The sequence below is a fragment of the Kribbella sp. NPDC054772 genome, assembly GCF_053611945.1.
In genome coordinates this window covers 74,825-98,682 of record NZ_JBSHBJ010000003.1, presented here as the reverse complement: position 1 = coordinate 98,682, position 23,858 = coordinate 74,825, and the positions used below count along the sequence as shown (strand labels likewise).

Genomic DNA, 23,858 nt, shown 5'->3' with positions numbered 1-23,858 from the left:
CGCGCCCGCGCGCGGCTCGCTCACGCTCGACCCCCGGGCCGCCGCGGGGGGGGCGGGCCGGGGCGCCCCCCCCCCCCGGGTCGTTTCAGGAGCTGGTCAGCTCAGGTTGAGACCCGTGTCGTCGATGACGAACGAGGTCTGCAGGGATACGTCCTCGGTGCCGGAGAAGCTGATCGACACCGTCTGGCCGGCGAACGACGAGAGGTTGAACGACTTGAGCGAGTATCCGCTCGCCTTGTTCAGGTTCGAGTACGTCGCCAGCGTGGTCGAGCCGGCCTTCACCGTGAGCTTGTCGTACTGCGTCGTCGTGGTGGTCTCCGCAGAATCGACGTGCAGGTAGAAGGACAGCGTCGCCGAGCAACCGGCCGGGATCGTGACCGACTGGCTCAGCGTGTCGGTGTGGGTCTGGCCGTAACCGTCCAGCCACGCCTTCCAGGTGCCGCCGTGCGCGGGCTGGGAGGCGGTGTTGTCGATCACCCCGGTCGACGCCGACCACGGTGCCGCCGTACCGGTCTCGAAGCCCGGGTTGCCGAGCTTCTGGCCGGAGCAGCTGCCGGTGCCGCCGCTGATGGTGAAGGTGAACGACGTGCTGCCCGAGCCGCCGGCACTCGCGGTCGCCGTCGCGGTGACGTTAAAGGTGCCGCTCGCGGTCGGAGTACCGGACACGGTGCCGGTGGACGAGCCGAGGGTGATGCCGGCCGGCAGTCCGGTCGCGGACCAGGTGTACGGCGCGGTGCCGCCGGTGGCCGTCAGCGTGAACGAGCCGATCGCCGTACCGACGGTGCCGGTCTTGTTGCCGGGGTTGCTGACCGTGACGCCACCGCTGGTGCTGCACGTCGGGTCACCCGACTGCGCCGGAACGCTGACCGCGTCCCACGCGGCCTTGACCGTGTTGAACTCGGTGCAGCTGCCCGGGTACAGGTTCTTCGCAGCGGTCAGGGTCCAGGTCCGGTACTTCAGGTACGAGCTGCTGCTGGTCTTCATCAGCATCGCGTTGTACATGATCCGCATCGCCTTCTGGATGCCCAGACCGGTGACCGTCGAGCTGTTGCAGGTCGGCACGTTGGGGTTGCCACCGCTGCCCTGCGAGAGCAGCACGAACCAGTGGTCGCCCGGACCGGCCGCGGCGTGCACCTCGGAGCCCGGGATCGAGCTCGAGTAGCAGTTCGGGTCGCCGACCTGCGACGGGTCGTACATGTTGCGGATCGGGCCGCTGCCGACCAGGTTGATCTCTTCACCCACGAGGAAGTCCGGCGGGTCGTACGCCGACGACTGGTTGCTGTACCACTCGGTGGCCGCGCCGAACGTGTCGGCGACGAACTCCTGGGTGCCGCTGCCGGAGATACCGCCCGGCGTGTGGTCGTCGACGCCATGGCCGAGCTCGTGACCCACGACGTCCATCGAGCCGATCCACTGGTTGGCCGTGTTGTGACCGACCTGCACCTGCGTGCCGTCGTAGTACGCGTTCTCGTCGTTCAGGCCGACGCGGATCGGCCAGCCGCCGCCGTTACCGTCGAAGCCGTTCCGGCCGAGCCAGTCGGTCAGCATGTGCCGCTCGGTCTGAGCGGTGAACAGGGCGTCGACGCAGCCGGTCTCCTTGCTGGTCGCGTTGCCGTTGCCCCAGTTGTCGTCCGGACCGGAGAACGTGGTGTTGTTCGCCGCGTCCTGGCAGGACTGGTTGGTGGTGTTCGGGTCCTTCATCGAGTACGTGCTGCCGGACAGCGTGGTGTCCAGGTGCACCGGGCTCGGGCCGCTGTACGCCGCCGTACCGTTGCCGGCCATCACGTGTTCCTTGGTACCGAGCACCTTGCCGCTCTGCGCGTCGACGTACACCGACAGGCTCGACGGATCGTGGCCGTTGCTGCCACTCACCCGGGATTGCCAGGCGAGCTTCGGCGTACCGTCCAGGGCGTAGACCGACAGCGTCGGCGTGGTCGACGAGTCGACCCGCTTCAGCTGCTTGTTCGCGGTCTTCTGCGCGGCGCCGGCCGTCACCTTGGCGGTCGTCGACAGCTCCGGTACGGCGGTGCTCTGGGCAACCGACGTGTACTTCACAGCCCCCTTGGAGTCGGTGACGACGACGAAGTCACCGCCGACCACCGGAAGCCCCTTGTACGAGCGCTCGTACGGGACGTACTGCAGCCCGGACTGCTCCGAGATCACCGGCTTCGCGGTGAACTTGTCCTCCTTCGAGGCGTGCAGGGCGCTCGGCCGGCCAGCCACGAGCGAGGACGCTGAGCCGGCGGCGAACGCCTTCGACTGCGCCTGCGAGGGCCGGGGCGGCGGTGCCGCACTCTGCGCGGCGGTGGCCGCGCCGGCGGCCGACGTACCGAGTCCGGCGAGTGCTGCCGCCGCGAGGCTGGTTACCCCGAGAACGACGGCAGGCTTTCGAGAACGCTGAAACAAGACCATTGGTGTTGGTCCCTTCGCGATGTACTGAATGATGAACTCGCTTCGCTCGTTCATCGGGTGCTTGGGCGGGTCGCGCCTCGGCCGGACTGCAGGCGGTGCACCACTTCGCCTGGGACCTCCGGCCTGTCCATCGGATCTGCTGCGGAAGCCCCCTTTTCCATCCGTCCCCGATGAATCGCGCGGCTGGACACTATGCCCGCCGTCACACCCGAACAAGGCGCTGTCGTGCCGTTGGCACCCTGATGACAACTGACCGCGTTGTCATCACTACCAAGAGCTGACAAACCCTTCCGGATCCTGAGATTCATCACGAACCGGGCCCCGTGGGTACCGATATTCTGTTGCGGAGTCAGGCACCTGCTGGTGGCCTGGGGCGGATGTGGATGGCAGAATCGCGCAGACGAGTTGGCAGCCGCGGGGGCGACGACGCCCCGACCGTGGCGCGACGGATCGCGATCGAGATGACGCCGGCTGGGGTGTGAGTGGAAACCGAATTCGTGCTGTCACTCGGTGAGCAGCAGTGGACGCTACCGCCCGGAACCGACACGTTCACCATCGGCCGCGCCTCCAACGCCGACATCCGGCTCCCGGCCGACGACCAGATCTCGCGGATCCACGCGCGCCTCACCCGCGACGACCCGAGCACCTGGACCCTGCACGACGAGTCCCGCAACGGCACCGGCCTCAACGGCCGCCGCCTCACCGGACCAACTCCCCTGAGCACCGGCGACCGAATCCACATCGGCCGCTCAGTCCTCACCTTCCACAAATCCACCACCCCGGACACCACCCCAGCGCCCCACCAGGCCTCCGGCCCGATGCCCACCCCGGCGTCCGCGCCAGGCCACCCCGTGCCCGAGCCAGCTCAACCCGCACCCGCCGCGCCTCCGGCACCACCGGCCGCCGAGCCGTCATTCGCTCAGCCCGAGCCCACCCCGCCCCCAGCCGACCCGACGCCCGGTCAACCCGCGCCCGATCAGTCGGCGCCGGGTCAGTTTGCGCCAGGTCAGTTTGCAGAGGACGAGGGTGCCGCGAGCACGCCGTTCGCCGACGGTCAGGTTGCCGGAGATCCACCAGCAGACCGTCCGTTCGCAGACAGCGCCTTCGCGCAGCCGCCTTCCGGATTCACCGGCAATGCACCGGCGAGCAACGCATCCACACCGCCCGGTCCCGCCGCAGACGACCCCGCTGAACCCAGTCCGTTCGCCGATTTCAGCATCGACCCTCCCGCCAACCGCGCCGCGGCACCGGTGGGGTACGACGCCAACCAGTACCCGCCAGCCGAAGACCAGCCAGGCGACAACCAGTACGCCGACCCACACGCAGGCGCGGGCAACTCGCCACACCCGGCGAATGCCCCGTACGCCGGACCTCCATCTCCGAGTGCGGACGCGGCATACACCGGCCCCGAAACGGACCCGAGGGCCGCAGCACAGTCCGCGAACAGCGCGTACGCCGACGACTCGGCACCGGACGATCGCGACCTGTACGCCCCCGACTCGCGGCCAGGGAACGACGCCCACGCCGGAGGCGCTGAATACCCGGCAAATACGCCGTTCCCAGCGCGCGACGCAGATCCCGCAAACACGCCGCACCCCGGGCCCGACACAGACCCCGCGAATTCACCATTCGCAAGTCGCGACACGGATCCCGCGAACACGCCGTACCCCGGAGCGGGCACGGACCCTGCGAACTCGCAGTTCCCCAGGCAGGATGCGGACGCCGGGAATTCGCCGTACTCCGCAGGCGACTCGGACCCGGTGAACACGCCGTTCCCAGGGCAGGACGCGGACTCCTCGAATGCGCCGCACGCCGGCGCCGGCGGGGGTCCCGCGGACTCGCCGTACCCCGGAGGCGACGCGAGCCCGGCGGGCTCGCCGTTCGCGCGCCGGGACGGGGATGCTGCAGGCTCGCCGTTCGCCAGGCGGGACGGGGATGCTGCGGGCACGTCGTATCCAGGCAACGACGGGGACGGCGTGGACTCGGCGTACGTCGGCGATGGTGCGTACCCGGGGAACGAAGCGCACGCGGGGAACGACTCGTACCCGCCGAACGACCCGTACCCGGGGAAGGAAGCGCACGCGGGGAACGACGCGTACCCGGGGAACGACGAGCCTGCTGGGGACGGCGGATTCGTTGGTGGCGATGGGGTTGTCGGGGAGTCGGGGCGTGGGCGGGAGTCTGGGCGTTCGGCTGAGGGTGAGCGTCAGTTCGGGGCTGCTGGGGTTGTGCCGGGGTTCGAGGATGTGCGGGACGGGGAGACCTGGGCGGCTTACCCGTCGGCGGACCACCCGGAGCCCGCGCGGTCGCCGTGGGATGTTTCGGGTCAGATCGAGCACTCGGAGCCGAACTGGAACCAGTCGGACAGTTGGCCCGACTCCAGCGGCATGGATCGCCGGGGCGCGGATCGGCGTGCTGGTAATGACCGCCGCTCCTCTGGTGGCGATCGGCGGTCAGCGGATCGGCGCTCTCAGGAAGGCCAGGGTCAGCCCGGCGCGGACCAGTACGCATACGCCGCGGTCCAGTACCCGCAAGGCGCAGACCCACGCCAACCCGGCACAGACCAGCGCGGGCCCAGCGCCGACCAGCGCGGGAGTGGCGCGGATCAGCGTCGACTCAGCGCTGACCGGCGGGTCGCCGAGTTCGGTGACGGCGACGCTGTGGGGACGGTGCGGCTGCCGCGGGTGTTGATTGCGGCCGGTGGTGTGATTGTGCTCGGCCTGGCCGTGAACCTGATCGTCACGTTCTTCTCCGACGGACCGAGTGGTGCGCTGCGCTGGCTGGTGCCGCCGGGCATCGCACTCGTGGTGGCGATGGTGCTCGCGCTGCTCGACGCGGCCGCGCCGAAGGACGAGCGACCGGGGCGGTTCGACGTGTCGGTCCTGATCGCGATCGCGGTGGTGCTGGTCGGTGTCGGCGTCGGCGGGTTCGCGGTGACCGCGGGCACGAAGTACGTCGCGGGCTACCTGTCCGGCAACGAGTCCGGTGCGGACCGGCTGATCCAGCCCGTCGCCAAGACCGGATCCGGGATCACGATGACCGTCGAGAACGTCACGTACACAAGTCATTTCACCCGCGTCGAGGTCGCGATCCGGAACGCCGGCAAGGAGCCGTTCACGATCCCGCTCGACGGTACGACGTTCACGGCGGCCGACGGCACCGCTCTGCGCGCGGACACCGGCAAGAGCGCGTGGCCGGGCAAGGTCGCCGCCGGCGGTACCGAGCACGGTTCGATCACGTTCAAGGGTCATCTGCCGGACAGCGCGACCGCAGCCGCTCTCACGTTCAAGTCCGGCAGCACGACGTTCGCCGTCTCCGGCGTCACCCTGAGCAGCTGACCGCAGGCAGCTGACCCCGGGCCGCGCCCCGATCGCGAAAACTCGCGCGCAGAGATACATCGAAAATTGATATAGTCGCGCCCATGACCGACCTGGACGTCGATCGGCTGACCACCGTCATCGAGGACTTCAACACGATCTTCATCCGGCTCCCGTCCGTGCGGAAGTTCAACTTCTCCACGCTGTCGGTGCTGCACACGCTCGACCGCCGCGGACCGCTGCGCCTCACCGACCTGCTGCCGACCGAGCAGCTCAAACAGCCCGCGCTGACCAGCCTGGTCGCGAAGCTCGAGCAGGACGGTCTGCTGCAACGCCGCCCCGACCCGGCCGACGGCCGCGCCAGCCTGATCTCGCTGACCCGGGCGGGCCGTCAGATCGTCCGGTCCCGGCACGCGAACCGCGTCGCCAAACTGACCCGCCTCGTCGACCAGCTCACCCCAGAGGAACTGGCCGTCCTCGCGGGTTCGGTCGACGTACTCCATCGCCTCACCGAGCTCGCCGAGGAGACACCATGACCCCGCCGCTCACCCCGACCCCCGTCCACGTACCCGACGACGTCCTCGACGACCTCCGTCGCCGCCTGCGCGCGACCAAGTGGCCGCGCGACGCGGGCAACGACGACGGCTTCTACGGGGTACGCCGTTCCGAGCTGCAACCGCTCGTCGAATACTGGGCCGACGGCTTCGACTGGCGCGCCGCCGAACGCGCGATCAACGCCTACGAGCACTACCGGGTCGACGTGGACGGCGTACCCGTGCACTTCCTGCGCAAGGCCGGCGTCGGCCCGCGGCCGATCCCGTTGATCCTGAGTCACGGTTGGCCGTGGACGTTCTGGCATTGGTCGAAGGTGATCGACCGGCTCGCCGATCCCGCGGCGTACGGCGGCGATCCGGCCGACGCGTTCGACGTCATCGTCCCGTCGCTGCCTGGGTTCGGGTTCTCGACGCCGACCCGGCCGGACATGAACTTCTGGAAGATCGCCGACGTCTGGCACGAACTCATGACGGGTGTCCTCGGGTTCCCGAAGTACGCCGCCGCCGGGTGTGACGTCGGCGCGCTGGTGACTGGGCAGCTCGGCCACAAGTACGCCGATGAGCTCTACGGGATCCACATCGGTTCGGCGCTGAAGCTCTCGTTCTTCACCGGCGATCGCGGCTGGGACTTCAGCGGCGGGCGCCCGATTCCGGAAGGGCTGCCGCCGGAGCTCCACGCCCGGATCATCGAGATGGACCGCCGGTTCGCCGCGCACCTGGCCACCCACGTCCTGGACCCGAGCACGCTCGGCTTCGGCCTCGCCGACTCGCCGGCCGGCATGCTCGCGTGGATCCTCGAGCGCTGGCAGAAGTGGTCGGAAGGCGACAAAGCGTTCACCGACGACGATCTGCTCACGCACGCCACGATCTACTGGGCCGGCGACGCGATCGACACCTCGATCCGCACCTACGCGAACAACAACCGCTACCCCTGGACGCCGTCGCACGACCGCACGCCCGCGATCGAGGCCCCGACCGGCATCACCTTCGTCGGGTACGAGAACCCACCGGGCGTCAGCACACCCGAGGAACGCGTGCAGAACTTCCTCGCGAGCGATCGCGCGTCTTGGTACAACCACGTCAACATCACCGCCCACCCGAACGGCGGCCACTTCATCCCGTGGGAGCTCCCGGCCGAGTGGACCGACGACCTGCAACGAACGTTCCGCGGCCTGCGCTGACTCACCCCGTTGACTTCGGCGCCTCATTCTCTCGGGGTGATGCAGCCGCCTTGGCAGTGACGGACCGTAGGTGCCGAGGCGGTCCCAGCCGTGGGTGCAGATGGGCGGCCCGGCGTGGCGTCGCGGGATGGCGAAGTCATGACGTTCGACCTGATTCTCGTCGGGCTGGCGATCACGCTCGAACCGCTCCCCCTGAGCGGGTACATCCTGTTGTTGCTCAGCGCCGGGCAGGGCACCCGGAAAGGGCTCGGGTTCCTTGTGGGCTGGCTGCTCACCCTGGTCGTACTCGTGGTCCTGACACTCGTCCTCACGGGTGGCAAGCCACCCGCGTCAGGCTCGACACCGTCCACGGCGACGTTGGTCATCAAGATCCTGCTCGGCATCGCACTGTTGATCGTCGCGTGGCGAACGCGGGCGCACCGCGGCCGGCCGACGCAGCCGCCTCGCTGGATGGCGAAGATCGACGATCTCGGCTTCTTCGCGGCAATGGGAATCGGCTTCCTGCTCCAGCCGTGGCCCCTGGTCGCGGCCGGCGTCACCACGGTTGCCTCGGCGGACCTGTCGAACACGTCGACCATCCTCACCCTGATCCTGTTCTGCCTGCTCGCCTCGGCGAGCTACCTGACCATGCAGACCTATGTGACCCTGAAGGAGGAATCCGCAAGGGGACGGCTCGACGCCCTGAACGCCTGGCTGGGCGGGCACCGGGACCAGGTGGTGATCGCGGTGGCGGTCACCGTCGGGCTCTGGCTGATCGGAAAAAGCGTGTACCTGCTCGCGACCTAAGCGCCCAGGACGGGGCCAACCTCAGCTGCGGGTCGGTGCGTCCTGCGCGACGGACGGTACGTCGTGCGCGACGCCGTACCCGTGCCGTTCACCACGCACGAGGTACTGCCGGATCTGCTGCGCGACCGTATCCGCCGCGTTCTCGTCCGGAGCGTTGTGATCGAGCCCAGGCAAAATCGTGTACTCCGCATTCGGCAGGATCCCCTCGAGTCGCGGGAGGACACCGGTCAAGTACCCGGGCGACCTCTCGCCACCGAGCAGCAGGGTCCGCGAGGCGATCCCGGCGTACCGGCTGCCGTCGGAGTCGAGACGGACGATCTCCCCGATCTCGGCCGGGGTCAGCGGCATCAGGTCCCGCGTCTCGCGCCCGCCCGGTCCGCGCAGCATCAGCAAGGAGATTGCCCAGAGCAACGGAGCCGCGTGGAACGGCAGCAGATCCGTGCCTTTCAGGAACGTCGTCATCGCCGCGACCTGCTTGCCGTCCCCGACCAGCTGGGTGAACGTGTCCAGCCAGCTGGCGTCGAACGAGCCGTCGAGACTGACGCCCGGCTCGTACGCGATCAACGCGTCCAGCCGCCGGCGCAACCCCACGTGCAAGGCGATCAACCCGCCGTAGCTGTGCCCGAACACCACCTGCGAACCGGTGTGCTCCATCACCGCGACGACATCGCCGACCTCGGTCTCCACGCCGTACGACGATCCCTGCTCGGTACTCGCCCCTCGGCCGCGGCGCTCGATCACATGCACCGTCTGCGCTCCCGCGAGCCCACGCGCCAGGGTCTCGTAGTGGTGCGCCCGCCGGTTGTTCCCCGGGATCACCACCACCCCGGGCCCGGCCCCCATACTCAGCACCTCGACCGCGGCGTCGTCCCCCGCCCCCACGAGGTCCCGCCGCCACGTACCCGCCCGCACCCCACTCATCCCCAACCTCCCTGCTCCACGGCCCACCATCCCCCAGACCGCTGGCACCCGCCTGACACCCCACTGACATAACCCACCAGCACGCCGGTATCTGCCCGGAACAGCAATATTCATCGGCCGGAATACCCTTCCAGCCAGCCTGCTCACGCCGAGTGACGGTCGACGGGTGGGTGCAGGCTGGTCAGGGCGTTTCTCGGCCGCAGATCAGCTTCTGCCGCTCAGACCGCTACAACACCGCCGTCGACAGCCAGCTCCACTCCGTTCACATAGCTCGAGTCGTCCGAGGCGAGGAACAACGCGACCGTCGCGATCTCGTCGGGGCGGCCCATCTCTCCCCGCGGGATCAGGGACTCGAACTGCCGCTTCGTCTCCTCGTCGAACAACTCCGCCTGAATCGGCGTGGCGACCTGGCCGGGCATCAGCACATTCACCCGGATCCGCCGGTCCTTCAACTCGGACAACCACACCCGGGCGTAGGCCTGCAGCACGGCCTTGCTGGCCGCGTACACGCTCCACTCCGGATAGCCCTTGACCGACGCGTTCGACCCGGTCATGAAGATCGAGCCCCCGTCGTTGAACAGTGGGAGCGCCTTCTGCACCGTGAACAGCGTGCCGCGCGCGTTGAGCCCGAACGTGGTGTCGAAGTGCTCCTCGGTGATCTCGCCGAGCCTGGCCTGCGCACCCGTTCCGGCGCTGGCCCACAACACGTCGATCGCGCCCTTCTCCCGCTTGACCGTGTCGAACAAGCGGTCCAGATCCGCCAGGTCCGCCGAATCGCCCTGCACCCCGGTCACGTTCCCGCCGATCAGCTTGACAGCTTCGTCCAGCGCTTCCTGCCGCCGCCCCGAGATGAAGACATGCGCGCCTTCCTCGACGAACAGCTTGGCGCCGGCCAGCGCCAAACCGCTGGTTCCGCCGGTGATCACCGCTACCTTGCCATCGAGCTTGCCCACGATCACTCCGTTGTTCGAAGGTTATGTACACCGATTGGTGTGCTTAAGGTAGCTGGATTGCCGGCGGGAGCGCAAGCTATGTACACCGGGCGTTACCCAACGAGGCTATGCTTGCGCCATGACGGAGGTGGAGAAGGGCCCGCAAGGCCGGCGCCGCGGCAGAGGCGCGCGCGAGCGCATCCTCAGCGCGTCGCAACAACTGTTCCGCGAGCAAGGCATCAACCAGACCGGCATGGACCAGCTCTGTGCGGCGGCGCAGGTGTCGAAGCGCACGGCCTACCAGCACTTCAGCGGCAAGGACGACCTCGTCGCCGAGTATCTGCGCCGATTCGATCCCGACGTGATGCCCGAGGTGTTCGACCGCACCGACCTCACGCCGCGCGAACGACTCCTTGCGGCCTTCGAGCTCCCCATGACCGCGACCGAGGACGACGTCACACCGCTGTGCCCCTTCATCGCGGCATCCGTCGAAATCAACGACCCGCAACACCCGGCGCGCCAACGCGCGCACGACTACAAGAGAGCCATCGCCGCCCGGCTGGCCGAAACCGCCCGCGAAGCCGGCGCCACCAACCCCGAACAACTCGGCGAACAACTGGCATTGCTGCTCGACGGCGCCTCCGCCCGCAACCGAGCCCTCAACACCGAAACCTTCCCCACCGCCGCCGCCATCGCCACCGTCCTCATCGACAACGCCATCCCCACACCAGCCCCGCACTGAGGACAGGCCGGACCAGCCGGGCGCCGACACACCCGGCCGCGGAAGGGTCTGATCGACCTCGAGGCAGGCGGAGCGTGGCGCAGGACGTGGTCGCACAACGAAAAAGTGCCTGGTCGACGTTGCTCTGACCAGGCACTTCTCGAGGGGTGGAGGTGGCGGGAATCGAACCCGCGTCCTTCGGCGTTGCTACAAGGCTTCTCCGGGCGCAGTCTGAATGGCGCTTTTCTCAGCCCCAGCGTTTGTACAGACATCTCGCTGACAGGCTCAGTCACTGTTAATGTCCCGTGCTAACCCCGTGACCGGGCTAGCAAAGCAAGCTCTCTAGCTGAGGCCAGGAGCTGGGGCGAGAGCGTCCCCAGGCTGACCGCTTCTTTAAGTGCTCAGGCCGTCAGGCGGCGAGAGCGAAGCTACTGCGCTGTGAATTGGCAGTTATTGGTTTCCAGAGATCGTTTACGAGATAACCCTGGATCCTCGGCCCGCTTCTCTTGGAACATACGTCCAAAGTCGAAACCGTTCACCCCCTGTTGAGTTGTCAAACTCCCACCGTCCCCGAGGGGCTGGTGGAAGATCCACACTATCAAGTCCAACAGACCGCCCGCATCCGACATTCCCCCGTGAGCGCTCAGGCGGCCGGGGCGAGGCGGAAGATGACTGCCGCGGCGACGAGCAGGCCGGCGAGGGCGATGACCCAGGCTGTTGTGGTCTGGAGCAGAAGGGCGCCGACGGCCGCGCCGGCGAGCATCGCGGCGATCGAGCCGAGGCGGCGGTACGGCTTGGCGGGGCGGCCGTTGCCGAGCATGTTGTCAGCGGCCAGACCGGTGAGGGTCAGCGTGAGGACCGTGGTGGTCATGTCCCGCGGTGCCGCGTGCCGGACGGTCGCGTTCTGCAGGCCGAAGCAGGCCGCGAGCGCGACGATCAGCAGGTACGACGTACCGCCGGTGTTCTCGAGGACGCCGAGACCGACCAGCAGCCCGCAGAGCAGCAGGACCCCTGACTGCACCCCGAACGCCGTCCCGAGCCAGCGCCGCGGCCGCCGCTCCATCGCGCGGGCAGTGCGTCCCCCGGCCAGCGACCCGAGCACGAAGCCGATGACGGCGACGACCGGCGGCCCGAGTCTGAACCCCGACTCGGGCGCGACCGCGAACCCCAGGAACACCACGTTCCCGGTCATGTTCGCGACGAAGGTATGTCCGAGCTTCAGATAACTCACCGCGTCGATCAACCCGGTCGCCGCGGTCAACCCGAGGAACGCCGCGACTTCCCAGCGCGCCCCGACCGGAACAGTCATCCCAGCAGCGTAGGGCCTACTTGATCAGGCGCAGCGTGAACGGGTAGCGGAACTTCGCGCCGGCCGCGGTGGCGAGGCCGCCGATACCGGTGAGCAGGAACCAGAGGATGCCGAGGATCGGGAACAGGAAGCTCAGGAAGCCGTGCGTGAACCCGGTCATGATCCCGAGCAGCGCGAAGGCCCCGAACGCGGTCAGCTGGAAGTTCAGCGCCTCGACCGCGTGCCGGCGTACGGCGGGGTTCTTCTGGCCGGCCGTGGCGACGACCAGCGCGGGGCCGACGAAGAACGTCGGGTAGCCGAGCCAGTGCGCGATCGTTCCCATCCCCCGGCCGTCGCCGCGGTAGGTCTGCAGTGGGGCCGGTCGGGTGAACGCGGCCGGCGCGTACGTCGGGACGGGGTGCGCCACCAGGCCGTTGAACGTGCCGTTCAGCTCGGCCCGGGTCCGCGCCTTCAGCGCCAGCTCGAGCCGGGTGTCGAAGTCGGCGTGGTCCAGCCGACCGTCGGCGTACATTTCTTTCAGGATCTCGACGGCGCGGTCGCGTTGGGCCGGCGTCACCAGCAGCTCTGAAGTGGACATGCTTCCACTGTGCTTGCCACCGGCCGCGCGCCCCATCGGGTTCGCCCCGGACGCACCCCTGACCGGACCCGGAAGCCAGCTCGATCGCCTCAGCGCCGGCGGTCGGACAGCGCGCGCTGGGCCTCGCGGTTGGCCTGGCGCTCGGCCAGCGCGTGCCGCTTGTCGTAGTCCTTCTTACCGCGCCCGGTCGCGAGCTCGACCTTCGCGTACCCGTCCTTGAAGTACAGCGACAGCGGGATCAGCGACACACCCTGCGTCTCCACCGCGCGGATCAGCTTCTGTACCTCGTCCTTGTGCAGCAGCAACTTCCGCGTACGGCGCGGCTCGTGGTTGGTCCAGGTGCCGTGCTTGTACTCCGGGATGTGCATGCCCTGCAGCCAGAGCTCGTTCCCCCGGACCGCGGCGAACGCGTCGACCAAGGAGGCCCGGCCCTGCCGCAGGGACTTGACCTCGGTCCCCGTCAGCACCAGCCCGGCCTCCACCACATCGTCGATGTGGTAGTCGTGTCGCGCCTTACGGTTCTGCGCGATCGGCTTCTCCCGGCCGGACTGTTTCACCATCCGGCCAGTATCGCAGGTAGCTCACAGCCACTTCATCGGATTAACGACGTTGCCGTTCTGGTAGACCATGAAGTGCAGGTGGCAGCCGGTCGAGTAGCCCGTGGTCCCGGACCAGGCGATGATCTCGCCCTTCTTGACCCGCTCACCGACGTGCGCCTTGTACTTCGACAGGTGGTTGTAGACCGTGGTGATCGAGTCCCCGTCCATCACGCCGTGTGACACGAACAGTCGGTTCCCGTAGCCACCGTTGAAGTACTTGTCCGTCACCACACCGTCGGCCGCGGCGCGGACCGGCGTACCGCAGGGTGCGCGGAAGTCGGTGCCGTCGTGCAGCTTCCAGTAGTGCAGGACCGGGTGGAACCGCATGCCGTACGGCGATGTGATGTAACTGCTGACCGGGTAGCCCAGCCGTCCGTCGCCCGAGGAGGCCGGGTCCGGAACGTTCCGCGGCGGCCGGTGCTCCTTGCGCGCCTTCTCCTTCTCGGCACGTTCGGCAGCCGCCTTGCGCCGCGCGGCCGCTGCCTTCTCGGCCTTGGCCCGCGCGATCAGCAGCTGCTGGACGCGGTTCCGCTCCCGGAGCAGCGAGTTGTACTGCGCCAGCTCGGTGTTCTTCTCCTTCTCTGCGGCCTTGAACGCGGTCAGCTTGACCTTCGCGATCGCGGCGGCCGCCGCGCGGTCGGCAGCGACCTGCCGGGTCAGCTCGGCGACCCGTTTCACGGTCGCGGCGGACTCGGCCCGAGCCGTCTCGGCAGCCTTCTCCGCGGCGGCGACCTGGACCCGCTTGCTGGCCAGCTGCGCCTGCGCGTTGTTCAGGTTGGTGATCGCGTTGCCCTGGATGCCGAACACGTTCCGCTGCACCTGCATCCCGGTGGCGATATCGGCCGGCGCGGCACCGCGCAGCGCGATCGACAACCCGACCAGGCTGTTCTGCTGCTGGTACGCCGACCGTACGGCGCGACCCGCCACGGCCCGCTTCTCGCCGATCAGCTTCTCACCGGCCGCGACGTCCGCGACCGCCGTACGCAGGGCTGCCTCGGCGGCGGCGAGCTTGCCCGCGGCAACCGCATCGGCGGCCTTCGCGGCGGCGAGCTGACCTTGCGCGGCGGCGTACCGGACCTGGACGGCCTGGTACTTCGTCACGGCTTGGTTGTACGCGGCAACGGCCGTGCCGAGCTGGTCGGACGCGTCGTCGAGATCGGCCTTGGACTGGTCGATCTGCGAGTCGAGTTGTTTCTTCTTGGCGGCTGGATCCGGCGGTTTCGCCTCCGCGTTCGGAGCGGACGGAACCGCCGCCAGGACACCGGCGGACAGGGACAGGACAAGGCAGCAAGCGGCAACCACCGTCTGCCGTCCCGGCGGTCGAGTTCGTGATCGCGGGTACGGCGCGGTGGGGGTACCGGTGCTGTCGTCTCGCTTGATGCTCCCCCGCTCAGGCGGGTTCGCACCGGGGAAGTGCGGGACCACAGGTCGACCCCTTGCTCTGGATGAAGTTGTGCAGTACAGGAGTTACTGCTGTGACTCCTGATACTGCACGATAGGTCACCCGGGTCAGACTTTGAGGTATTTCCGTGTTGTCAGGAATGTCGGGATCACCGCGAGGATCAGGCCGACGACGACCATGATCAGCGTCGCGCGGAAGGTTTCGGTCGCGCCGACCCACTGCCAGACGCGGAACGTCTCCTGGGCCCGCTGCATCACGACGAAGTACACCCCGACCCACAGGGTGCCGCAGGCAAAGACCGCGCCCACCAAGGCGGCCAGCACCGCCTCCAGGAGGAACGGTAGCTGGATATAGAAGTTCGAGGCGCCCACCAGGCGCATGATGCCGATCTCCCGTCTCCGGGCATACGCCGCCAGCCGGATCGTGTTGGAGATCTGCATCAGGGCCGCGACCAGCAGCAACGCGGCCGCGATCAGGGCGCCGACTTGCAAGCCGTTGAGGGCCTTGAACAACGGATCGAGGTACTGCCTGAGGTCTTGGACTGTATCCACCCCTGGCAGACCCGCGACGGCGCTGACCAGGTTCTGATAGCGCTGTGGATCCTTCAGCTTGACCCGGAAGGACTCCTGCATCTGGTCCTCGGTGACCGTGCTGACGATCGGCGAGTCCTTGTAGAGCTTCTTGAACGAGTCGAACGCTTCCTTCTTCGACTCCGAGAACACGCCGTCCGGTGCGGTGTCCGGGTTCGTCGTGATGACCTGCTGGATCCGGTTCTTCTGCTCCTGGGTCACCTCGGCCCCGGAGCAGCCGCGGCCGCCGGAGTCCTTGGTGCACAGGAACACCGAGATCTGGATCTTGTCGTACCAGTTCCCCTTCATCAGGTCGACCTGCTCGCGGGCGAGCAGCGCGCTGCCGAACAGCGACAGCGAGACCCAGATGGTGACGACGACCGCGATCGTCATCGAGAGGTTCCGCTTCAGGCCGATCCCGAGGTCGGAGAGGATGTAGTTCAGGCGCATTCTTCAGTCAGTCCCTGGGGTCGGCGATCAGTGCTGGTAGCCGTAGACGCCGCGCGACTCGTCGCGGACGACGTGACCGTTCTCCAGCTCGATGACGCGCTTACGCATCTGGTCGACGATCGACACGTCATGGGTGGCCATCACGACCGTGGTGCCGGTCCGGTTGATCCGGTCCAGCAGCTTCATGATGCCCACCGACGTCCCCGGGTCGAGGTTTCCGGTCGGCTCGTCGGCGATCAGGATCATCGGCCGGTTCACGAACGCGCGGGCGATCGCCACCCGCTGCTGCTCACCACCGGACAGCTCGTCGGGGAGCCGGTCCTCCTTGCCGTCCAGACCGACCAGCTCGAGCACCTCGGGGACCGTTTTGCGGATGTGCGAGCGCGGCTTGCCGATCACCTGCAGCGCGAACGCGACGTTCTCGGAGACGGTCTTGTTCGGCAGCAGCCGGAAGTCCTGGAACACGGTGCCGATCTGGCGGCGCATCTGCGGGATCCGCCAGCTCGCGAGCCGGTTCAGGTCCTTGCCGGCGACCATGATGTGACCTCTGGTGGTCCGATGCTCACGCAGGACCAGACGAAGGAACGTCGACTTGCCGGACCCGGAGGTACCGACCAGGAAGACGAACTCGCCTTTCTCGATCTCGACGTTGACGTTCAGCAGAGCGGCCCTGGTCTGGCCCTCGTACGTCTTGGACACATTCTCGAAGCGGATCACGGGTTCATCCGGCCGTGGTCGGGAACAGGGAGAGACGCGACGGTAACCACGAAGTGCACCGTACGCCACGGGAGCGGCCGGCGATCAGTCTAGGCGCTCCACGGCGTGCCGCCGACCAGGCGTGCCGGTCCGTACAGGCGCGTCCGATACCCGGTGTGTTTGAAACACCTGTCTCAGAAGAGAGCTCAGGCTGGGGCTGGAGCGGGGGCTCCGTTTCCGGTGTCGGGGCGGGCGCCGGCGATCCGCGCAACGGCGGCGTCGGGTTGGCGGCCGGCCTTGCGCGCGGCTTCGACGTGTAAGCGGGCCAGCTCGACGGCCTGCCGGGACACCTTGACGACCTTCTTCTCAGTCACGGTCACTGTCTCCCTCGACGACCTCGATATCCGCGTCCGCGATATCAGCGTACGCGGTCGCGCCGACCCGGTCGATCGCTACCGAGGCGGTCAGCGCGGCGACCAGATCGTAGTCCTCGGGCTGTAACAGTTCCGACCGCATCAGTGAGCGCAGCGTCACCACACCGGCGTCGGTTCCGGCGTCGTCGCCCTCGAGGATCTGCTCCACCGCCCAGCGCACCATCCGCATCGTCTCCTCGCGGTGCCGCCAGGTGTCGAGCTCCCGGTCGGACTTGCGCGTCAGGTACGCCCCGAGCGCGACACCACCGAGAGCGAGCAGCGGACTGAGCACCGTCACCACGACGCCGACGACCGAGATCCAGGTCGGAATCACGAACACACCCGGGGGCTCATACGCGTTCTCCCAATTCCATGGTCTTGACCGGCCGATGATGTTACGAAGAAGCATTCCATCCAGCACCGACAGCCCGAGAAGACAGCCGAGATGACGACCAGGACGACGGCGAGGACGACGCCCAGGATGACAAGGAGCAGTGTCACCGTGAACGACGAAGCGGACCGGTACGACGTGTTCGTGCAGGGGACTGTGTTCCTCGACATCGTGATGACCGGTCTGGAGACCGCCCCGACCACCGGTACCGAGATCTTCGCCGAGGGGATGGGGTCGTGCCCCGGCGGCGTCGCGAACTTCGCGATCGCTGCCGCGCGGCTCGGTCTGCGGACCGGACTCGCCGCGGTGTTCGGCGACGACGCGTACGCCGACTTCTGCTGGCGGACCCTCGCGGACCAGGAGGGCGTGGACCTGTCGCACTCGCGGCGGATCGGGCACTGGCACTCGCCGGTCACGGTCTCGATGTCGATCGACCGGGACCGCGCGATGGTCACCCACGCGCACGAGGCGCCGGGCGACCCGAGCAAGCTGGTCGGGCCGGGCCTGAAGACCCGCTCGGCGATCGTGCCGGTCGCCGAGGAACTGCCCGGGTGGACCGTCGAGGCGCGGGAGTCCGGCGCACTGCTGTTCGGTGACGTCGGCTGGGACCCGACCGACGAGTGGTCGCCCGCGGTGCTCGACGTCCTCGAGGGGTTCCACGCGTTCACCCCGAACGCGTCCGAGGCGATGGCCTACACCCGGACCGACACCCCGAAGGCCGCGCTGCACAAGCTGGCCGACCGGGTCCCGCTCGCGGTGGTGACGAACGGCGCGGACGGCGTACTCGCGATCGACTCGGCGACCGGTGAGGAAGAGCAGGTGCCGGCGCTGCCGGTGCGGTCCTACGACCCGACCGGGGCCGGGGACGTCTTCCTGGCGTCGCTGGTCCTCGGGACGCTGCGCGGGTGGCCGCTCGCGCACCGGCTCGCGTTCAGCAACCTGTGCGCCGGACTCTCGGTCCAGCACTTCGGCGGCTCGCTCGCGGCGCCGGGGTGGGGCGACATCATCGACTGGGTGCGCGACCACAGCCGCCACCGCCCCGGCGACGTCGACCCCGCACTCCTCGAGCACTACGCCTTCGTCGGCGATGTCCTCCCGGCCGGCCCGGTGCCGATCGTCCGGCGGGCGTCAGCGACGATCGCGCGCCTGTCGGACGCCTGACCCGCCGACCGTCACCGCGACCAGCACGAGCAGGACACCGCCGCCGAGGAATCCCCACGACGGCGTGGTCCGCTCGATCATGACGCCGGCGAGCGCGGCCCCGGCCGCGGAGCCGAGGTTGTTGGCGGTGTTGATCCACGTGCTGGCCTCGGTGCGCTGGTACGGCGGTGTGACCTCGTCCGCAGCGAGATAGGACACCACGAACAGCGGCGCCACGGCAGCACCGGCGACTCCCATCACGACCCCGAGCGCCACCAGGTCCGTCACGAGCGAGGCCGCGATCAGGCCGGCCGCCAGTACGGCGATCAGCCCGCCGAGGTGTACCGCCCACGACCGGGTATGACGTCGACGCGCCCAGAGCAACCCGCCCGTGACGCTGCCCAGTCCGATCGCGGCCTCGACGTACCCGGCCGCCCCCGGATGACCCGCCCGCTGCGCGACACCGGCCACGCAGAGGTAGGCGATGCTGATGCCTGACGCGGTCACCATGACGACGAGCAGGATCCGTCGCAGGCCCGGGATCACGAGTGGGCCGAGCGGATGCCGAGACGGTGACGGCGCCGCGGTGTGCGTGGTGACCGGGCTCGTGACCATCGCCAGCGTGCCGACGAACAGCAACGCCGCCGAGCAGCCAAGGGCAGCCGGCGCGGAAACGAGACTGATCAACAGACCGGCGATCAACGGCCCACCGAGGAACAGGCACTCCTCGGCCACCGCATCGAGGGCGTACGCGCGTTCCTTCAGCGCCGACCCCTCGGTCAGCAACCGCCAGTTCGACCGCATCGACGGCCCGAGTGGCGGTGCGAGCAAACCAGTTACCCCGACGAGCAGCAGTACGACGGAACTCGCCGTACCGACCGAGGCGACGAGAAACAGACCGGCTGCGGCGCCGGCCGCGAGCAGCGGAAGCACGCGACGCTGACTGAACCGGTCGACGAGCCGTGCCTTGTAGGGCATCGACAGCGACGAGAGACCGAAGACGGCGACCGCGGCGCCGGCGGTCGCGAAGGAATGGGTGGACTGCTGGACGGTGATGAGCAGGGACAACGGGAGCAGGCCGTACGCCAGCCGGCCGAAGAGCGCGGGCACGAAGGTGCGCAGCGCCGACGGCAACAGCAGGACGTCACGGTAGCTCCCGGCACGAGTGGTGCCGGACACGAGAACGCTCCTAGAGATTCCAGACGGAAGGGGCTCGACCGCGCAGGGGCGCGGGAGCCGTCTCTAGTCACGAGGGGAGAACATGCGCGCAAGCCTACGCCATGTCGTTCTCGACGGCTGGAAATACCGGGCTGCTGGGCCGGTGCGGTCGTAGGGTCTGCAGGGTGCGCGGGCTGTGGGACCGCGCGGAACGGAGACGGCGTGATGGGTGCGGGAGTCAGCAGGCGGCAGGTCCTGGGGATCGGCGCGGGACTCGCGGCGATGGCTGTGGCCGGGTGCGGCTCGAACACCGGGCGAGCGACCGGCGGCGGCAGCGGCGACAAGCCGGCGCTGCAGCAGTGGTACCACCAGTACGGCGAGGCGGGCACGCAGCAGGCGGTGGAGAAGTACGCGAAGGCGTACCCGGACGCGACCGTCACGATCCAATGGTCGCCCGGTGACTACGAGAAGAAGGCGTCGACGGCGCTGCTCACCGATCAGGGCCCGGACGTGTTCGAGTACCCGAACGGTCCGACGATCGACATGATCAAGGCCAAGCAGGTCGTCGAGGTCACCGACCTGCTGGGCGACGCCAAGGACGACTTCAACCCGGCGCTGATCGAGCGGATGTCCTACCAGGGCAAGCTTTACGGCATCCCGCAGGTCATCGACATGCAGCTGCTCGTGTACCGCAAGAGCCTGCTCAGCGCGGCCGGTCTCCAGCCGCCGCAGACGGTCGACGAACTGCTGGCCGCCGCGAAGAAGCTCACCACCGACAAGGTCAAGGGCCTGTTCGTCGGCAACGACGGCGGGGTCGGCGTGCTCGGTGGGCCGGCGCTCTGGTCGGCCGGTCTCGACTACCTGACCAAGGACAACCAGTTCGGCTTCGACGACCCGAAGGCGTTCGAGTCGCTGGCCAAGCTCCGCGAGTTCTGGACCTCGAAGGTGCTGTTGCTCGGGGCACCGACCGACTGGTCCGACCCGTCCGCGTTCACACAGGGTCTGACCGCGATGCAGTTCACCGGTCTGTGGACGCTGCCGGTGATCGAGAAGGCGTTGCCTGGCGACTACGGCGTACTCCCGTGGCCGAAGCTGAACGCGACCACCGGCGAGGCGAGCGTGCCGGTCGGGGCGTACGGCGCGTGCGTCAACGCAAAGTCGAAGAACGTCGACGCCGCGAAGAAGTACGCCCAGTGGCTGTGGGTCGGCCAGACCGACGATCAGCTCGACTTCGCGCAGTCGTACGGCTTCCACGTCCCGGCCCGCAAGAGTCTCGCGGCGAAGGCGGAGAAGCTGAAGTCCGGCCCGGGCGCCGACGCGGTCAAGCTGCTGAACGAGAACGGCCGTCCGCAGAACCCGATGCTCTGGTCCCCCAAGGCGAGTACGGCGTACTCCGACGCGCTGAGCAAGATCATCCGCAGCGGCGCCGACCCGGCGGCCGAGATCAAGACCGTCAAGTCGGTCACCGAGGCCGAGCTGAAGCGGATCGCCGGATGACGCTCGACCTGCGACCGCTGACCGCCGACGACCACGAGCTGATCGAGCTCGCCCGCCGCACGGTCGACGCGAACACCGACGGACCCGACGGCGTGTACACGATGGGCGCCGCGGTCCGTGGCATCGACGGCCGGATGTACGCCGGGATCAACCTGTACCACTTCACCGGCGGCCCGTGCGCGGAACTGGTCGCGCTCGGCCGCGCCCGTGCCGAGGGTGCCCGCGAACTCACCACGATCGTGGCTGTCGGCAACGAAGGCCGCGGCGTCGTCGGCCCGTGCGGGCGGGACCGCCAGGTGCTCGTCGACTACCACCCCGGGATCCGGGTGATCCTGCCGTCAGCGGACGGCCCCGGCTCGGTCCTCGCCACGGACCTGCTCCCGGGCGCCTACCGCTGGACTCCCTGAACGACGGGGATGATGTCCTTCCCGTACGACGCCAGGGTCTCCTCCTTGGCGTCGTGCTGGAGGTACAGCGCGAACTGGTCGACGCCGAGGTCCTTCAGCTCGTTCAGGCGGGCTATGTGGTTCTCCACCGGCCCGAGGATGCAGAACCGGTCCACGATCTCGTCCGGGACGAAGTCGGTGTGGGTGTTGCCGGCGCGCCCGTGTTCGGCGTAGTCGTACCCGTGCCGCCCCTCGATGTAGTCGGTCAGCTCCCGCGGTACGGCGCCACTCGCCCCGTACCGCGCCACGATGTCGGCCACGTGGTTCCCGACCATGCCGCCGAACCAGCGGGTCTGCTCCCGTTGATGCGCCAGGTCGTCCCCGACGTACGCCGGTGCCGCGACACAGAACTTGATCGCCATCGGATCCCGGCCGGCCTGCTCCGCGGACCGACGTACCGCGGTGATCATCCACTCCGCGATGTGGGGGTCGGCGAGCTGCAGGATGTACCCGTCGCCGACCTCGCCGGTCGCGGCGAGCGCCCTCGGTCCGTACGCCGCCACCCACACCTCCAGCGCGCCGTTCTCGACCCACGCAAACTTCAGCTGCTGACCGCGGTACTCGACGGTCTCGCCGCGGGCCAGCGACCGCACCACCTCGACGCACTGCTTCATCGCGCCGATGGTGCCCGGCTTCTTGCCGAGCGTGCGGAGCGCCGAGTCACCACGGCCGATCCCGCAGATCGTCCGGTTGCCGAACATCTCGTTCAGCGTGGCGAACTGGGACGCGATCACCGTCCAGTCGCGGGTCCCCGGGTTCGTCACCATCGGGCCGACGATCACCCGGTGGGTGTTCGCGAGAATCTGGCTGTAGATGACGAACGGCTCCTGCCAGAGCAGGTGCGAGTCGAACGTCCACACGTAGCCGAACCCGGCGTCCTCCGCCTTCCGGGCCAGCTCCACCACCGTGGACGCGGGCGGATCACACTGGAACACCACACCGAAGTCCACAACATCCCCCCTACATCAGATAAGACGACAGACCGCGCTTCAGGAATTTCCCGCGACCCTTCCGGCCGTGGTAGTTGCCGTCAGCCACGATCACCTCGCCGCGCGAGATCACCGTGCCCACGCGGCCCTGGATCTCGACCCCTTCGTACGCCGAGTAGTCCATGTTCATGTGGTGCGTCGCGACCCCGATCCGCGTCGTACCGTCCGGGTCGTAGATCACCAGGTCGGCATCGGATCCAGGCTGGACGATGCCCTTCTGCGGGTACAGCCCGAACATCCGGGCTGGCGTCGTCGCGATCGTCTCCACCCAGCGCTCCAGCGACAGCTTCCCGTCCACCACGCCCTGGTAGACCAGGTCGACGCGGTGCTCGACGCCGCCGATCCCGTTCGGGATCTTCGAGAAGTCGCCGAGGCCGAGCTCCTTCTGGTCCTTCATGCAGAACGGGCAGTGGTCGGTCGACACGATCGCCAGGTCGTTGTTCCGCAGGCCCTTCCACAGGTCCCGCTGGTGCGACTCGTGCTTGCTGCGCAGCGGCGTCGAGCAGACCCACTTCGCCCCCTCGAACCCGGGCGCCCCGAGCTGGTCCTCCAGCGTCAGATAGAGGTACTGCGGACACGTCTCCGCGAACACGTTGCGGCCCTGGTCGCGCGCCTCGGAGACCTTCGCGAGGGCCTCGCTCGCGGACAGGTGGACGATGTACAGCGGGCAGTCCCGGGCGACCTCGGCGAGCGCGATCGCGCGGTTCGTCGCCTCCGCCTCGAGCGCGGCCGGGCGGGTGATGCCGTGGTAGATCGGGTCGGTCTCGCCGCGGGCGATCGCCTGCTGGACGAGGACGTCGATCGCGATCCCGTTCTCGGCGTGCATCATGATCAGCGCGCCGTTCTCCCGCGCGGTCTGCATCGCGCGCAGGATCTGGCCGTCGTCGGAGTAGAAGACACCCGGGTAGGCCATGAACAGCTTGAAGCTCGTGATGCCCTCGTCGGCGACCAGCTGGTCCATCGCCTTCAGCGCGTCGGTGTCGACGCCGCCCAGGATCATATGGAACGCGTAGTCGATGTGGCACTCGCCCGCGGTCTTCGCGTGCCAGGCCGCCAGCCCGTCCTGCACCACTTCGCCGGTGCGCTGGATCGCGAAGTCGATGATCGTCGTGGTCCCGCCGTACGCCGCGGCGCGGGTGCCGGTGTCGAAGGTGTCACTGGCCGACGTCCCGCCGAACGGCATCTCCATGTGCGTGTGCCCGTCGATGCCGCCCGGGATCACGTACTTGCCGGTGGCATCGATCACCTCGTTCGCGGTGATCGCCGGGGTGAACGACGGGTCGAGGACGGCGACGATCTTCTCGCCCTCGACCAGCACGTCCGCGACCCGGGTCCCGGTCGGTCCGATGACGGTTCCACCCTTGACCAGCAAAGACATCCAGGCCACTCCCCTTTGAG

General features: G+C 68.5%; 22 protein-coding genes and 1 other RNA gene. 8 read left to right on the top strand and 15 right to left on the bottom strand.

The features are described from left to right. Positions 1–96: 96 nt before the first annotated feature. Positions 97–2,412, bottom strand: a complete 2,316-nt coding sequence (locus ACWGID_RS05930; RefSeq protein ID WP_452194868.1) for a M4 family metallopeptidase — start codon at positions 2,410–2,412, stop codon at positions 97–99. Between the two features lie 482 nt (positions 2,413–2,894). Between ACWGID_RS05930 and ACWGID_RS05925 the strand changes: the two genes are divergently transcribed. The 4 genes from ACWGID_RS05925 to ACWGID_RS05910 all read left to right on the top strand — a co-directional run bounded on the left by ACWGID_RS05925 (position 2,895) and on the right by ACWGID_RS05910 (position 8,250). Further along, positions 2,895–5,750 carry an FHA domain-containing protein gene (locus tag ACWGID_RS05925; protein WP_452194866.1) on the top strand — a complete coding sequence of 952 codons (2,856 nt, stop codon included), beginning with the start codon at positions 2,895–2,897 and terminating at the stop codon, positions 5,748–5,750. An 83-nt stretch (positions 5,751–5,833) separates the two neighbouring features. Then, positions 5,834–6,265 (top strand): MarR family winged helix-turn-helix transcriptional regulator, encoded by a 432-nt coding sequence (locus ACWGID_RS05920; protein ID WP_452194864.1) that lies wholly within the window; start codon positions 5,834–5,836, stop codon positions 6,263–6,265. Next, positions 6,262–7,464 (top strand): epoxide hydrolase family protein, encoded by a 1,203-nt coding sequence (locus ACWGID_RS05915; RefSeq protein ID WP_452194863.1) that lies wholly within the window; start codon positions 6,262–6,264, stop codon positions 7,462–7,464. Before ACWGID_RS05920 ends, ACWGID_RS05915 begins: the two co-directional genes overlap by 4 nt. A 138-nt stretch (positions 7,465–7,602) precedes the next feature. Beyond that, positions 7,603–8,250 (top strand): GAP family protein, encoded by a 648-nt coding sequence (locus tag ACWGID_RS05910; RefSeq protein WP_452194861.1) that lies wholly within the window; start codon positions 7,603–7,605, stop codon positions 8,248–8,250. 21 nt (positions 8,251–8,271) lie between these two features. Here ACWGID_RS05910 and ACWGID_RS05905 read toward each other — a convergent pair whose 3' ends face one another. Together ACWGID_RS05905 and ACWGID_RS05900 are read right to left on the bottom strand one after the other, a co-directional pair. Then, positions 8,272–9,171: an alpha/beta fold hydrolase gene (locus ACWGID_RS05905; RefSeq protein WP_452194859.1), complete on the bottom strand. Its 900-nt coding sequence runs from the start codon at positions 9,169–9,171 to the stop codon at positions 8,272–8,274. Between the two features lie 218 nt (positions 9,172–9,389). Next, entirely contained in the window at positions 9,390–10,124 is a 735-nt protein-coding gene (locus ACWGID_RS05900; protein WP_452194857.1) for an SDR family NAD(P)-dependent oxidoreductase, read from the bottom strand. 118 nt (positions 10,125–10,242) lie between these two features. On the opposite strand from ACWGID_RS05900, the gene ACWGID_RS05895 reads away from it, so the two are divergent. After that, positions 10,243–10,845, top strand: a complete 603-nt coding sequence (locus ACWGID_RS05895; RefSeq protein ID WP_452194855.1) for a TetR/AcrR family transcriptional regulator — start codon at positions 10,243–10,245, stop codon at positions 10,843–10,845. Between the two features lie 144 nt (positions 10,846–10,989). On the opposite strand, the gene ssrA is transcribed toward ACWGID_RS05895, so the two are convergent. From ssrA to ACWGID_RS05850, 9 genes are all read right to left on the bottom strand, one after another. Next, positions 10,990–11,367: a transfer-messenger RNA gene (gene ssrA, locus ACWGID_RS05890) on the bottom strand. Positions 11,368–11,467: 100 nt separating this feature from the next. After that, positions 11,468–12,133 carry a YoaK family protein gene (locus ACWGID_RS05885; RefSeq protein ID WP_452194853.1) on the bottom strand — a complete coding sequence of 222 codons (666 nt, stop codon included), beginning with the start codon at positions 12,131–12,133 and terminating at the stop codon, positions 11,468–11,470. Positions 12,134–12,149: 16 nt separating this feature from the next. Continuing rightward, positions 12,150–12,710 carry a DUF4870 domain-containing protein gene (locus ACWGID_RS05880; protein WP_452194851.1) on the bottom strand — a complete coding sequence of 187 codons (561 nt, stop codon included), beginning with the start codon at positions 12,708–12,710 and terminating at the stop codon, positions 12,150–12,152. 89 nt (positions 12,711–12,799) lie between these two features. Further along, positions 12,800–13,270, bottom strand: coding sequence for an SsrA-binding protein SmpB (smpB, locus tag ACWGID_RS05875; RefSeq protein WP_452194849.1), 471 nt, complete (start codon positions 13,268–13,270; stop codon positions 12,800–12,802). A 21-nt stretch (positions 13,271–13,291) separates the two neighbouring features. After that, the gene (locus ACWGID_RS05870; protein WP_452194847.1) at positions 13,292–14,611 is read right to left on the bottom strand and encodes a M23 family metallopeptidase; all 1,320 of its coding nucleotides are present in this window, start codon (positions 14,609–14,611) and stop codon (positions 13,292–13,294) included. 207 nt (positions 14,612–14,818) lie between these two features. Then, entirely contained in the window at positions 14,819–15,730 is a 912-nt protein-coding gene (gene ftsX, locus ACWGID_RS05865; RefSeq protein ID WP_387783096.1) for a permease-like cell division protein FtsX, read from the bottom strand. A 27-nt stretch (positions 15,731–15,757) separates the two neighbouring features. After that, positions 15,758–16,447 carry a cell division ATP-binding protein FtsE gene (ftsE, locus tag ACWGID_RS05860; RefSeq protein ID WP_452194845.1) on the bottom strand — a complete coding sequence of 230 codons (690 nt, stop codon included), beginning with the start codon at positions 16,445–16,447 and terminating at the stop codon, positions 15,758–15,760. A gap of 185 nt (positions 16,448–16,632) precedes the next feature. Further along, on the bottom strand, positions 16,633–16,800 hold the full coding sequence (locus ACWGID_RS05855) for a hypothetical protein (protein WP_452194843.1): 168 nt from the start codon (positions 16,798–16,800) through the stop codon (positions 16,633–16,635). After that, positions 16,793–17,173: a hypothetical protein gene (locus ACWGID_RS05850; RefSeq protein WP_452194841.1), complete on the bottom strand. Its 381-nt coding sequence runs from the start codon at positions 17,171–17,173 to the stop codon at positions 16,793–16,795. Before ACWGID_RS05850 ends, ACWGID_RS05855 begins: the two co-directional genes overlap by 8 nt. A gap of 168 nt (positions 17,174–17,341) precedes the next feature. Between ACWGID_RS05850 and ACWGID_RS05845 the strand changes: the two genes are divergently transcribed. Beyond that, positions 17,342–18,391: a carbohydrate kinase family protein gene (locus tag ACWGID_RS05845; RefSeq protein WP_452194839.1), complete on the top strand. Its 1,050-nt coding sequence runs from the start codon at positions 17,342–17,344 to the stop codon at positions 18,389–18,391. Here ACWGID_RS05845 and ACWGID_RS05840 read toward each other — a convergent pair. Next, positions 18,359–19,549: an MFS transporter gene (locus ACWGID_RS05840; RefSeq protein ID WP_452194838.1), complete on the bottom strand. Its 1,191-nt coding sequence runs from the start codon at positions 19,547–19,549 to the stop codon at positions 18,359–18,361. The two genes, ACWGID_RS05845 and ACWGID_RS05840, sit on opposite strands and share 33 nt — an antisense overlap. Before the next feature lie 204 nt (positions 19,550–19,753). On the opposite strand from ACWGID_RS05840, the gene ACWGID_RS05835 reads away from it, so the two are divergent. Together ACWGID_RS05835 and ACWGID_RS05830 are read left to right on the top strand one after the other, a co-directional pair. Beyond that, positions 19,754–21,025 carry an ABC transporter substrate-binding protein gene (locus ACWGID_RS05835; RefSeq protein WP_452194836.1) on the top strand — a complete coding sequence of 424 codons (1,272 nt, stop codon included), beginning with the start codon at positions 19,754–19,756 and terminating at the stop codon, positions 21,023–21,025. Further along, on the top strand, positions 21,022–21,432 hold the full coding sequence (locus tag ACWGID_RS05830) for a cytidine deaminase family protein (RefSeq protein WP_452194834.1): 411 nt from the start codon (positions 21,022–21,024) through the stop codon (positions 21,430–21,432). The genes ACWGID_RS05835 and ACWGID_RS05830 overlap by 4 nt, the downstream gene beginning before the upstream one ends. Here ACWGID_RS05830 and ACWGID_RS05825 read toward each other — a convergent pair. Then, complete coding sequence (locus ACWGID_RS05825; RefSeq protein WP_452194832.1) at positions 21,414–22,421, bottom strand: TIGR03842 family LLM class F420-dependent oxidoreductase; 1,008 nt, start codon at positions 22,419–22,421, stop codon at positions 21,414–21,416. The two genes, ACWGID_RS05830 and ACWGID_RS05825, sit on opposite strands and share 19 nt — an antisense overlap. A 10-nt stretch (positions 22,422–22,431) precedes the next feature. After that, complete coding sequence (hydA, locus tag ACWGID_RS05820) at positions 22,432–23,838, bottom strand: dihydropyrimidinase (RefSeq protein ID WP_452194830.1); 1,407 nt, start codon at positions 23,836–23,838, stop codon at positions 22,432–22,434. Between the last annotated feature and the right edge of the window lie 20 nt (positions 23,839–23,858).